This window comes from Azospirillaceae bacterium (assembly GCA_028283825.1).
Lineage (GTDB): Bacteria > Pseudomonadota > Alphaproteobacteria > Azospirillales > Azospirillaceae > Nitrospirillum.
This window is the reverse complement of the sequence record JAPWJW010000001.1, coordinates 37,339-49,798: the sequence shown is the minus strand read 5'-3', so window position 1 is coordinate 49,798 and position 12,460 is coordinate 37,339. Positions and strand designations below refer to the sequence as shown.

Below are 12,460 nucleotides of genomic sequence, written 5' to 3'. Positions count from 1 at the left end.
TTGTGGCGCGGGCGGACGGCATGATATCTGGAGGTGGCACGGCCTACACGCCGCAGCCCCATGGAAAGGTATCGCGCCCATGTCCCGGCTTGAGGAACAACAAGAGCCCGTGGCGGCTGCCGTGCCCGAGGTGGTGGATGCGGCGCCGTCCGTCGCGGATGATGCGTCGGAGGCGCTGGCCCGGCGCCTGGACAAGGCTTCCCGCATCCTGGCGCGGTACTCGGGCTGGGGCATCGCCGCCGGTGCCGTGCCCGTGCCGGTGGTGGACATCGCGGCCCTGGCCGTGGTCCAGACCAAGATGGTGACGGAACTGGCCGAACTGTACGGTGAGACGGTGTCGCTGGAATCGGTCCAGGCCATCGTCGGCGTGCTGATCGGCGTGCTGGTGCCCAAAAGCGTCTCCTCCCTGCTGACCCAGATTCTGGTCAACGTCCTGCCGGGACTGGCCGGCTTGGCGGGCCTGACCACCATGGCCGCCTTTTCCGGCGTCGGCACCTATGCGATGGGGCGCGTCTTCATCCGTTATTTCGAAGGGGGCGGCCGGCTGCACGGCCTCAGCGTTCAGGCCATACGCCGGGAACTGGAGCGGGAGTTCGCCGGCCAACCTCAAGGGACGCCGCAGGGCGCCTGATCCCCGCTCACCCGGGCGGGCGGGCCCCCAGCGTCCCGCCACCGACGCCGCGGAAATCCTGCGCGCCTAAGTTTTCCAGGCGGTGCCCCAGCTTGGAGGCCTTGGTCGACAGGTAATGAAGGTTCTTCGGATGCACGGTGGTCTGTAGCGGCAGGCACGTGCCGGCGTTCACCTCCAGCACCGCCACCACGAAGCTGCTTCCCACCAGTGTCAGCCACGTTTTCAATCCGCCGGTGAGCAAGCAAGGGGCCGGCTGAAACCGTCCTCGGCGTGAAATGGAACCACCGCGGGGTGAGGCCTGCGGCGGGGAAGAGAGCCTGGCCAACCCCATCCTGGGGCCGGTCGGATCGGGCGGGAACGGCAAGGGCATGCACCATGTCGATGCCCATTGCCTGATGCCGGGGTGGTGGATCGCGGCCGTCGATGGTCTCGAACTGCCTGGTGATGCGGCCCGCGCGGGATGCCCCTAAGGCCTTGGTCGCCTTTGTCCGCGGCGCGCATATCCTCCCTGCATTCAGCGGCACAAAAAACGCCATCGACAATCTTGCGCCGCCATCTCGAACGTGGCATACGTTCGCCCCACAGGCGGTTGCGCAAGATTTTGTGGCTTTATTGCCAATAGAATCAATATCTTGTGCTTGAAGAAAGCTTTTCACGGAAAGCATCGCTCTTCGGACAACCGCACTATAAGTGCTGGGCTCCGCCCCAGCCGCCTCGCCGTCCCCTTCGTCTAGAGGCCTAGGACACCGCCCTTTCACGGCGGCGACACGGGTTCGAATCCCGTAGGGGACGCCACGCTTCCAGCGTTTCGGCTGGATTTTGCGGGACAGTTTGGGGACAGTTGCTTTCGCGGAACACTGCGGAGGCCTGATCCATCATGGCTACCATCACCCCCCGAGAGAATCGCGAAGGCCAGCTCATTGGCTATCAGGCCAAGGTTCGTCGCGTGGGCCATAAACCGGTTTCCAAGACCTTCGAGAAAAAGAAGGATGCCGAGCGCTGGGCCAAATCCATCGAGACGGACATGGATCGCCGGGTCTTCGTGGATCATAGCCAAGCCGACAGCACCACCCTGGGGGCCCTGCTCTGCCGTTACCGCGAGGAGGTTACGCCGACCAAGCGGGGCGCGGTGCAGGAAGCCGGCCACCTGCTTGTCATCGAGGACGACGAGATCTGTCTGCGCCGGCTGAGCGGCCTTGCCTCCCAGGACATCGCCAGCTATCGGGACAGGATGCTGGCCGTCGACTACGCGCCCGCCACGGTCGTGCGACGCCTCAACCTGATTGCCACCGTGATTGCCCATGGCCGACGGGAATGGGGCATGCACCTGCCCACAAACCCGGCGGAAGCCAAATTGACGGCCCGCCCAAAGGGCGCGGACCGGAAGCGGGAGCGCCGCCTGCAACCCGCCAGGGTGGAAGTGCTGCGCCAGCTGGATCCGAACAGCGGCGTGGAGATTGAGCAACCCCACCACACTCCGGCAGAGGAGGAACGCCTGATGGCGGCGCTGGCTGCTAGCAAACACGGCCCCTGGCTGGTCCCCTTGGCCAAGCTGGCATTGGAAACGGCTGCGCGGCAGGGAGAGCTTTGCGCGCTGGATTGGAGCGACGTTGACCTGACGAAGCGGGTTATGACCGTCCGCGGGTTGTCGGGCGACGGATCGAAGAACGGTGAAATCCGGAAAGTCCCCTTATCGAGCGTGGCGGTAGACGCCTTCCGGTCTTTCCCCACCTATGGAAGGAAGAAGGGGCGGGTGGTGGAAGAGGAGCAGGGACTGCTCAAGGTGACTTTCGGGCGCGTCGTCGACCGCACCGGGATCGTGGACCTGACGTTTCACGACCTGCGGCACGAGGCTACCAGCCGGCTGGCCAAGACCTACACCAATCCCCTGGAGTTGATGCGGATCACCGGGCACAAGACGCTTTCCATGTTGGCCCGCTACTACCACGCGGATGCGGAGGAATTGGCCCAGCGGCTGGCGTAGGCAAATGTGCGCGGCAGCGCTGCTGGAATCGCGAACCGGCGTTCGGCAGCCATGGACGGGTATTCGGAAGCTGTGAACCGCCATTCGGCAGCGCACCGGTATCTAGGGCCTGTTGAGATTCATCTGAAGTGAATGACGGGAGCGGCGAGATAGATCATGGCTGAGAAGCTCTGATCTGCCTTGTTCAAGCGCATGGCAATGCGCTTGAATCCCTTGAATTTATAGAGGAAATTCTCGATGAGATGTCGCCACTTGTCAGAGTGGACTGCTAACCGGCTTGGATGACACCGGGATAGTCATCCGTGAATGATCGCTAACGCACTGACGATGCGTTGCGTTTTGGCCCCTGCCCAGTAATTGGATTTGCAAGAAAGCGGTGGTTCGGCCTCCGCTTTCTTGCGATTTGGGATCCCCATTTGGGCCATTTCGTGATTCGATTCCCCTATGCACGGCAGTGGGGAACAGGCCATGTCGCGACCACGGGATACCCGTCAGAAAGACCTTCTGCGTCCAGCCCTGGACCAGATCATCGACCTGAAGCACCCGCTGGTGGCGCTGGCGGGCAAGATCGACTGGGGCTTCCTGGAGCAGCGCCTGGGCGTGGTCTACAGCGACGGTCCGGGCCAGCCGCCGCTGCCCATCCGGCTGGTGGCGGGCCTGCTGATCCTGAAGCACATGCACAGCCTGTCCGACGAGGTGCTGGTCGCCCACTGGGTGGAGAATCCCTATTTCCAGTTCTTCTGCGGCGAGGAGGTCTTCTGTCATGACCTGCCGTTCGAGCCCTCCTCCATGTCCCGTTGGCGCCAGCGGCTGGGTCCGGAACATCTGGCGGCGCTGATCCAGGAGAGCCTGAGGGTGGCCCAGGACACCGGCGCCCTCAGCATCCGTGACCTGGAACGCGTGGTGGTGGACACCACCGTCCAGCCCAAGGCCATCGCCCACCCCACCGACGCCCGCCTGACCCACAAGGCCATCGAGAAGCTGGTCGGCTTCGCCAAGGACAACGGCATCGTCCTGCGCCAAAGCTATCTGCGCCTGGCCAAGCGCGCCGCCATCATGGTCGGCCGCTACACCCACGCCCACCAGTTCAAACGCGCCAACCGGCAACTGAAGTTCCTGCGTACCCGGCTGGGCCGTCTCATCCGCGACATCAACCGCAAGATCGCCGCCAAGGGTGATGAGGCCGCCGACCTGATGGCCCGTTACAGCCCCTTACGCGACCTGGCCGTCAAGGTCAGCATGCAGACCCAACGACAGCGCGGGCAGAAGGTCTATTCCCTCCACGCGCCCGAGGTGGAGTGCATCGGCAAGGGCAAGGCCAGCAAACCCTACGAGTTCGGCTGCAAGGTCAGTGTCGCCGTCCCCGTCACCAGGCCCAAGGGCGGCCTCTTCGTCCTTCACGCCCAGGCACTCCACGGCAACCCCTTCGACGGCCACACCCTCGCCACCGCCGTCGCCGACATCACCGCCAACACAGGCCGGGAACCGGACCGCGTCCACGTCGACAAGGGCTATCGCGGCCACAACCTGCCCAACAAGTTCAAGGTCTGGATCACCGGACAGGTCCGAAGGACAACCGCCGCCATCAAACGGGAGATGAAGCGCAGGGCCGCCGTCGAACCCATCATCGGTCACCTCAAGGCCGAGCACCGCATGGGGCGCAACTACCTCAAGGGACGCAACGGCGACCGCATCAACGCCGTCCTCGCCGCCGCCGGCTTCAACTTCCACCTCCTCGTCAGGTGGCTCAAAGCCCTTTGGCGTGTCTGCCTCTGGACGCTCCAATCCGGAAACAAAATGGCCCTGACCGGTTCCAATTAAGCCGGTCAGGGCCATTCTTCACAGACGACGGGATAGGCTCGATTAAGGTACTCCAGCGTTTCGTTCGAGATCAGCTCCCAGGGCGTGATGTGGGGGCGCCGCCGGGGGCACGGAATGCTCCGGTAACGGAGTTCGATCAACTGAAGTAGCCGTTCGCCCGCCCTGGTCAATGAGATGCGGTGGGTGGCGCGGCTCAACATCCGCTCCCCCGATTGCGAAAACTGGGTGATGCTGGGACGTTGATGGCTATTTCACGTTCGCAGCCGACGGTACCCTTTGGATGTAAATCCGCACGCGCTTTGGAGGCCGATCGGCACAGTAACCCTATGATTCTATAGAAATCAGCGGGGTCACTTGATCGCGGCGATATACAGACTAGGCTATTATGACCATCTCACCGCCGACGCCAACGGACAAGTGCCCATCGGCGTTGAAAGAGGGCGTAGGTTTCGCCATCTTTTTACGGAACAACGATCCTAACCTCATCAGGTCATAGCACTTGTCCGTCTATGTCACAGGAGGAGGTGGCACCCACCTCGAGCCGCGAGTTGCCAGCCACTACCTTGCCGCGATGATCGCGGAAGCCGGGGCGCGGGGCGTGCTGGGGGCGGTGACAGGGGTAAAGACGCAACAGTCGGAACTCGACGCGCCGCTGGACGACTTGGTGATCGAGGGAAGGCTGCCCGACGGCACGGCCACCCGGCTCGACCTGCAGATCACAACCACTCTCTCGTTCACCGAGAGCGACGACAAGTGGCGGGACATTGTCCCTAGGGCTTGGGACACGTTCCGGCGTCCTGGTTTCAATTCGGCGACCGATCGCATCGGTATCGCCGTCAGCCAGACGACGACCAAGCTTGAACGTGACATCCAGCCGCTCCTCGCCCGCGCCCGGCATGCCGCTGACCCCTCCCAGTATCGCAGGCGGCTTGCGGTGCCGAAGAGCTCGAACAATGAGCAGCGCGAGTTTCAACGCGTTCTCGACATGCTGGTGAGGGCTAAGGATGCCAGCGCCACCGATGATGAGATCGTCGCCTTTCTACGTTGCCTCACGATCGTGGCATTCGACCTCGACCAAGAGGGCGCGTCGCGGGATTGGCTCGCCGCCATCGACCAACTGACTCCCATTGCCGGTGGCGCGGCTGAGGCCAAGCAGACGTGGAGCAGCCTGACGGCCATGGCCAGCCGCATTATTCCCAGCGGCGGCGGTGTCGATCGCGCGACAGTGGTGCGCGAGCTTCAGGTTGAAGGGCATAACGTCGGTTCCGACCGGGCACATGTTCGGTTGATAGCTGCGCTCAATGAGGAGTCCCGCCTGGCAGCTGCCAGCATCCGTGACACCATAGGCGGAATGGCGATCAACCGTGATGCGCTCCTGGGGGTTGCACTCAATGCGCGCGCCGAGTTCAGGCTGCTGCGGATCGTTGGTCACCATGGCACAGGCAAGTCAGCGCTCCTGAAGCGTCTTGCCCTCGACGAGCCAGAGGGTGCGCCGATCCTCTTGCTGCGCGACCTGCGGGTGACAGGCGGCGGCTGGCCTGCGCATGTGGCGAAGTTCGGTCAGGTGACCCCGCTTGCCACCGTCCTGCGAGAGTTCGGATTGTCCGGATCTCGCATGCTTTTCATCGATGGCGCCGATAAGATGGACCCAAGCGTCCAGATCACCGTCAATGACCTCCTTAAGACAATAGCCGATACACCCGATCTCGCCGACTGGCGCGTGATCATGACCATGCGCGAAGAGAACGCGCAGCGTGTGGATGGCTGGCTCGACCCCGAAGCTGTCTCGAAGCTGTCGTCGAAGGCGATCCGAGTTGAGGGCTTCAACGACGACGAAGCCCTCGAGGCTGCAGAGGCGCTTCCCCTAATGCGCCCGCTCCTACTGGATCCGCGCAACTACGACACGGTACTTCGGCGCCCCTTTTTCCTCGATGCGCTAACGAAGCTACCAGTGGTAGCCGGCAGCGGGGTGCGTTCTGAAGTCGATTTGATCGAACTCTGGTGGGAGTATGGAGGTGCCGATGGCATCGACTTTGCGCCTGCCCAAGATAGGCGCAACCTGCTTCTGCAGATCGGTGAGCAGCTTCTCGATAAGCCAGGCCATCCCATGGCAATCCGTGGCCTTAATGCGCAAGCAGTCGACGAGTTGCTGCGGGTCGGTGTCCTGCGCCACGTGGAGCTCGGGATCTTCGTAGCATTCTCTCACGACATCTACGAAGAGTGGATTCTTGAGCGGATCCTGCGCCAGCGGCGTGGCTACATCGCGCAGGCAATCCGCGATGGTGGCGAAAACCTTCAGCTGGCGCGACCGCTTCAACTGCTGGCGACCTTCCTACTTGAGCGTTCGGAGCGGGGCGACGACTGGGCAAACCTATTGGCTGCTGTCGCGCATGAGGAGGAATTGCGCGCAATCTGGAGCCGGGTCATCCTAGCTGCGCCAGTACGATCGGTCCGTAGCGCAGAAATGCTGGACAAGATCGAGCCTATGCTACTCCGCGAAAGCGCACGCCTGCTTGGTCGCCTCATTCTCTCGGTGCGGACAACTGAGACCGTCCGCGAACTCCGGTTTCTGGACGAGAATCAGTTTCCCGACCTGACCAGCGATGAACGCGAACAGTTCGCCTCGGAGGCCGCGAACCCGGAGGTCGTCACCTGGATGCGTCTTATCGACTGGCTTGTACCCCGCCTTGATTCTCTGCCGCAGACGATCAGCGGGGAACTGTTCTCGCTGTTCGAAACTTGGGTGAGCGTTCCTCCTGCCGAGTTCGCACGGCATTTCCATGTGCCAGCAATTGCCTCTTGGGCGTTACGGCGGCTCGGAGAGAAAGATAGTTCGGACGATTACGAAGCCGGTTGGGATGAACCCCAGGACGAAAGCAGACGCGCGCGCACGTTGCTGCTCAAGTCGGCCGTGGGTGCGCCGACGATTGTCAGCGGCTACCTCGCCAGTATATCTGGCAGGGCAATACGGCGGGTGCGCAAGCAAATCGTCGACGTCAGTGTCGGCCTTGCCAACGCTTTACCGGCCGAGACTGCAGCCTTCATTCGGCGCGCCTTTTTGCTTGACCATGACCGCAGGCGCGACCTTCGTCACTCCCCCATGCATGAGCGTTCAGAGGTATTGGGCCTGGACGAACGCATTGCGTGTCCTCAACCAACTTCCCCATCGCCAATATACCGTACGCGATCTAGCAGTGCCTTTTGCCGCCTTGGCGTCGAACGAGATGAAGGCAAACTACGCCGCCGCGATCGCCACCTTTCTCGACCGGGTCCCCTATGGCTCCGCTGAGGAGCGGGATGACCCTATACGTGCGCAAACGCTACGCGACGCATACGAGCCATTGCGACAGCAGGCTGACCCGGCGAACCTGGTGATCGAGAAAGTCGGTGGTAATACAGTCATCTGGATCAAGCCGCCCTACACTGCTTCTGAGAAGCACCAGATGATGCTGGCGGATCAGGCGGCCCTCAACCGAGTGCTTCGGCTCAACTTGTGGGCTACCAAGGCCGTTGAGGACGGGAAACCCAGTGCGGATGTCGGGCTGGAGGAGGCCTTCGACGAGATGGTCGCACTGGATGCTGACGATCTCTTCGATGAGATGGCGCCGACCGTCGACCTGAAACGTCACAATACTCAGTCTGCTGTCTCCGCTACGGCGGCCGTGCTAGCCCGCCACGGAAGTGATGCGCTTTGGGAGAAGGCTCAAGAAAAGGTGGCCGATATAGCCCAGCGCGCGGCAACAATCGTCGAGACCCATGATGAGCTGTCCTTTCGCGGCACTCACCTCACTGGACACCCGCCCGCGATGGCAGCCGTCACCTACGCCGCGCTTCTGCGTCGCGACCCGTCTCGACGTGAGGCGCGGGTTGCAATGTTCCAGTTGGCGGTAGATCCAGTCGAAGCCGTCGTTGAAGCCGTCTATGACGCGGCCCCTATATTTGTAGAGGCTGCACCAGACATGGTTTGGCGGCTTTTCAGCCTTGCCACGCAGAGGGCGGCACGAAGCCACGAAACCGAGCATAGTCCACACTGGTCGCCGGCTGAGGCGAAGGAGCAGTCCGCGCTCGCTGATGAGGCCGAACAAATGTTGATCGGAGGCGTTCTACCAAGCGCCCATCCGGTACCAACCACCGCCGGCGCGCGCGGTTGGAACGACTCTTATTACTGGAGCTTTCACGAGAACGCGCTCCGCTTGCCGATTGAGCCAATGCTTGACTTCGCGACCCACGATGCCTTGATTAAGCATGCCGAGTCCGCGCTTGATCAGGCCCTGGCATCGCTGGGCAAGGGGCGCGAGCGCAGCGGCGCGCCGCATGAGTGGCTGCATGCGTGTGGGCGTTGGTTGGCCCGCCTGGTCGCTCTGATCCCACCCGCTGAGGCACAGACCTTACTTTTCGCGCGACTAGACGCAGCCGAGCGCTTGGCCGCCATTGAAGTCATGGACACGGTGATGAGCCACTTCATGCTTCATCGCATGCTCCGTAAGGAGATGCTGAACAAGGCTACGCTCGAAACGTGGGAAGCTCTTGTTGATTGGGCAGCTTCACGGCCGCACTGGGGTGCCACCCCGGTCGATGCCCGCCGACACGAGCGCGGCTTGGCGGTTACCGCCCTCTTCTGCGGATTCCGCGACGATATCGTTTGCGGCATCGACAGGGACTGGCCTAACCTCGACGTGGTGCTGCCCGCACTCAATCGCGCCGCTGAAACATTTTCGACCGAGCAAACCGTTTTTGCTGCCTTGCTAGCGCTACTGAGGGCCCGTTCTGAGCGGCTATTTCCCCAGCCCGGCCTGGGCTGGATCCAGCGGGTCGTGCGCATTCGTAAGACTGAACGTGAGTTCTGGAGCCATGTCTCCAATGGCGAGCGGCTAGCCCTAATCCTGCGCGAGCTGGTCGCCGCTGATCCCCTTGCTACGGGGGATCGCGAGATCGTGATCGAGATTGCCGACGCGCTTATTGAGATGGGCATAAGGGGGGCAGCATTCCTTCAGCAGGACCTCGTCAGGCAGAAACGGTGAGCGAGACACATTCATTACTTGGCTGCGTTCACTCCCCATCCTTGACCACGCTTCCGGCGGTATCATGAAGCGCATACCTTAATCGGCGCTTTCCGTGGGCGCCCTCTGCGCCGCGGCGGAGGCCCCCGCGTGTCAGCGGGAGCCGAGCGAATGGGAGAAAGGGCTGCCGCAGGAGGCGATACCGTGTGCCTGGCGACCCATGCATCCAGATCGCTGCGGCGGAAAAATATCCGACCTCGGTTCCCGCCGGATCGGACATACAGGAGATCGTTATGGACGTACACCATCCGTCGGAACCCTGCACGGAGTCATGTGTAAATCGGCGTGATTAAATAATCGCGCCGACTTCAGTAAAGTCAAACGGATACCGTGCTCATCGGCGTCCAGACCGCGCGCCGATTCGCAAACTATCTGATCATCGTTCCTATTCAGTTTTTGTTGATACACGCAGAATTAGGTCTGCCAGCACATCCCGAGCATCCGTATCCAGCGCCTCCGAAACTTCGATGAACTCCACAACATCAAGGCGGCGTTCACCCCCTTCATATTTCGCAACAAAGGACTGGGGGCGCCTTAGCCTATTGGCGACCTCGGTCTGCGTCAGATTTCTTACCTTGCGCAGCTCAATGAGCAAGCTTTGCAGTTGTTGCTGCACCGGTGAGCGAAGAGATCTAGGCATGAAAACCGGCGGCTTGCTGAATCCGATTTCCCCGATAATCCCAATTGTGGATTATCCCATAATAGGATAATATGATCCTCTAAGCCCCGTAGACCCTTGAGGGGGCCCATACTCTTGATGGAGCAAGAAATGGCTAATGAATTCCAGACAGCGTTGCGCATGCAGGCGGAAAGCCTGGCGACCCTTTCCAAGGTCTACGAAAGTGAAGCGGTCACCGGTAATGGCGGGCCGGTCAAGGGGACGCATGTTTTATTGGGTTTCTTTGGAGCGGCATTGTTTTTTGCGCTCCTTCTGGCGCTGCCGTATTTTCTATTTGTTGCTTATCAATATATTAAGGCCTGAACGGGTGCAATGTGAGGTGATGCCATCCGGTGGATTAATCATTTCTGGACAGTCGAGATATTCGGATTTTTTGGGCTCTGGCGATGAATTCGTCACCGTTGCGGTGTGAGATTTCGGTCCCGAGCCGGTGACCTCATCGCTCCCATTGGCGCGACCTTCCGGGAAGGCGGGGCCTGTGCCTGCTACATCCCCAGCCGTGACGAGGTCCACCTTTCTGCCCCTCGCTGTCTCCGCGTTGCTGTGGCCTACTATGCCACGCTAGCCCATGGGGTGACGCACTGGACGGCCCATGCCAGCCATTGTGCCCGTGACCTCAAGGGGTGTTTCGGCTCGGAGAACTACGCCGCCGAGGAGCTGCTGGCCGAACTGGGGCCGCATTCCTGTGCAGTCGAGGCACAGGCCGCCGACTGGATACATGCCCGTCCGCCGCAGGCGGGCGTTGGGGAGGCAGCCTGAGCCTCTCCTTTGGGCGTACTGCCTCCCCCTACGTTGAAGAAATGCACCGACCCACCAACCTGGCTGCATGGCCGGACGGCGGCACGTGGAGAGGTGGATGCAACAGGCACAGGCAGGCCAGAGCGGCCAATGGTGGCCCGTAGACCCATATGACCTGACCGACGATCAGGAGAAGGAAAGCGGGCTGTCGATCATCCTCTCCCCGATCCAGCTTGCGGCCATCCTCAAGGGCCTCTCCATTGAGGCGACCGAAACCGATACGGGCCGGTTCTTGACCCGCGCCTTTGGGGCGCTGGAGATTATCGGTGGTGCGGTGGAGTTCGTCGCCGCCGGCGCGCTCATCATCACCCCTGAGCCCACCATGGTGACCAAGGTTGGTGGCGTGGTGCTGGCCTTCGACGGTGTCGACAACGTGAACACCGGCCTGCACGACCTGTGGACCGGCAATCCCCACAACACGCTGAGCTACCGCGTAGTGCGAGCCGCCGCCGAAAGCCTTGGCCTGTCGCCGGAGGCGGCGGACACCGTGGGGGTGGCGGTGGAAATTGCCGTGCCGCTCGGCATCGCCGCCAAATGGGCGGCCCTGCGCATCATCTCCATCCGTAACGGCTGGATCAGCGTCGCGGCCGAGGACGGCGCGGGCGGCCATATCATCGAACGGCATGTGCGCCGCGATGAAATCTACCTGAAGCAGCGGCTGGCGGAGAAACCGCGCATGAAGGCGGCCAGCACCTTCACCACCCGCTTGCAGGCCGAGAGGTTCATTAGTGAGGCGATGCGCACAAATGCCTCAGTCATCCAGCAATGGGCGACGACGGCTAAGGCTGGTGACCGCCTGCCGTTGACCTATGATGCAGGTCAGGCCGTCGGCTGGATATTGCCGCGCGCCACCATGGCGATGCAGCAAACCAATAGGATGATCGTGCTGCTGGAACGGGTCACCTCCGGCCCGAAGGTTTATTTCATCGTGACCGCTTACCCGAAGCTCTGAGGGATGGGATGCAACGACAGGCGATCCAGCAGGCCTATCCGGTGCTGCACTACATCATCGCAGCCTTCCTGCATCAGGATTACGACATCGAGGGGCCGGAACTGGAGGATGCCGTGCAGGCGTTCATCAGCCGGGCCACGCCCGAGCAAATCAAGGAAGGACGGGCGGACATCGCCCGCTTCCTGACGGAGAAGGCGGAGCATTTGCAGGCGGCCTTGGAGGAGCTGACGGACGGCGACTATGCCAGCGAGCCGGGCATGCCGGCGCGGGACTACCTGCTGTGGCTGGATGGACTACTCGCCGGTGCCCTCGAACATAACGGACAGCACGTATAGCGCTGGGGCTGCTGGTCTATTCGGGTTGGGTAATGCCCGTCATCGCCTTGGGCGAGGATGATGCCCTGTAACCCCTCCGCCAAGGAACGCCTTCCATGGCTGATGCTGGTTGCCGATGATGGCGGGAGGTCTGGCGTGAGAGGGTGGGGAAGTGTCTACGAACGGGATAATGAGCACGATTGGACTGCTCGGAGATCTCC

12 protein-coding genes and 1 tRNA gene are annotated in these 12,460 nt (G+C 61.9%); 11 read left to right on the top strand and 2 right to left on the bottom strand.

Going from position 1 to position 12,460, the window contains the following annotated elements; translation table 11 throughout:
- The first annotated feature begins 79 nt into the window (after nt 1-79).
- Nucleotides 80-631 (top strand): DUF697 domain-containing protein, encoded by a 552-nt coding sequence (locus PW843_00190; protein ID MDE1145026.1) that lies wholly within the window; start codon nt 80-82, stop codon nt 629-631.
- Nucleotides 632-638: 7 nt separating this feature from the next.
- On the opposite strand, the gene PW843_00185 is transcribed toward PW843_00190, so the two are convergent.
- A complete protein-coding gene (locus PW843_00185) occupies nt 639-836 on the bottom strand; it encodes a hypothetical protein (GenBank protein MDE1145025.1) in 198 nt (65 codons plus the stop codon).
- A 70-nt stretch (nt 837-906) separates the two neighbouring features.
- Here PW843_00185 and PW843_00180 point away from each other — a divergent pair, with 70 nt between their 5' ends.
- From PW843_00180 to PW843_00155, 6 genes are all read left to right on the top strand, one after another.
- Complete coding sequence (locus tag PW843_00180) at nt 907-1,101, top strand: hypothetical protein (GenBank protein ID MDE1145024.1); 195 nt, start codon at nt 907-909, stop codon at nt 1,099-1,101.
- 249 nt (nt 1,102-1,350) lie between these two features.
- Nucleotides 1,351-1,426: transfer RNA gene (locus tag PW843_00175), tRNA-Glu, on the top strand.
- An 82-nt stretch (nt 1,427-1,508) separates the two neighbouring features.
- The gene (locus tag PW843_00170) at nt 1,509-2,615 is read left to right on the top strand and encodes a site-specific integrase (protein ID MDE1145023.1); all 1,107 of its coding nucleotides are present in this window, start codon (nt 1,509-1,511) and stop codon (nt 2,613-2,615) included.
- 468 nt (nt 2,616-3,083) lie between these two features.
- A complete protein-coding gene (locus PW843_00165) occupies nt 3,084-4,436 on the top strand; it encodes an IS5 family transposase (GenBank protein MDE1145022.1) in 1,353 nt (450 codons plus the stop codon).
- 499 nt (nt 4,437-4,935) lie between these two features.
- Complete coding sequence (locus PW843_00160) at nt 4,936-7,725, top strand: hypothetical protein (protein ID MDE1145021.1); 2,790 nt, start codon at nt 4,936-4,938, stop codon at nt 7,723-7,725.
- The gene (locus PW843_00155) at nt 7,661-9,457 is read left to right on the top strand and encodes a hypothetical protein (protein MDE1145020.1); all 1,797 of its coding nucleotides are present in this window, start codon (nt 7,661-7,663) and stop codon (nt 9,455-9,457) included. Before PW843_00160 ends, PW843_00155 begins: the two co-directional genes overlap by 65 nt.
- Before the next feature lie 424 nt (nt 9,458-9,881).
- Here the strand turns inward: PW843_00155 and PW843_00150 are convergent, their stop codons facing one another.
- Entirely contained in the window at nt 9,882-10,136 is a 255-nt protein-coding gene (locus PW843_00150) for a helix-turn-helix transcriptional regulator (GenBank protein MDE1145019.1), read from the bottom strand.
- 114 nt (nt 10,137-10,250) lie between these two features.
- Here PW843_00150 and PW843_00145 point away from each other — a divergent pair, with 114 nt between their 5' ends.
- The 4 genes from PW843_00145 to PW843_00130 all read left to right on the top strand — a co-directional run bounded on the left by PW843_00145 (nt 10,251) and on the right by PW843_00130 (nt 12,260).
- On the top strand, nt 10,251-10,478 hold the full coding sequence (locus PW843_00145; GenBank protein ID MDE1145018.1) for a hypothetical protein: 228 nt from the start codon (nt 10,251-10,253) through the stop codon (nt 10,476-10,478).
- A 105-nt stretch (nt 10,479-10,583) separates the two neighbouring features.
- Nucleotides 10,584-10,934, top strand: a complete 351-nt coding sequence (locus PW843_00140; GenBank protein ID MDE1145017.1) for a zincin-like metallopeptidase domain-containing protein — start codon at nt 10,584-10,586, stop codon at nt 10,932-10,934.
- 97 nt (nt 10,935-11,031) lie between these two features.
- Nucleotides 11,032-11,925 (top strand): hypothetical protein, encoded by an 894-nt coding sequence (locus tag PW843_00135; GenBank protein ID MDE1145016.1) that lies wholly within the window; start codon nt 11,032-11,034, stop codon nt 11,923-11,925.
- An 8-nt stretch (nt 11,926-11,933) separates the two neighbouring features.
- The gene (locus tag PW843_00130; GenBank protein ID MDE1145015.1) at nt 11,934-12,260 is read left to right on the top strand and encodes a contact-dependent growth inhibition system immunity protein; all 327 of its coding nucleotides are present in this window, start codon (nt 11,934-11,936) and stop codon (nt 12,258-12,260) included.
- Nucleotides 12,261-12,460 lie beyond the last annotated feature (200 nt).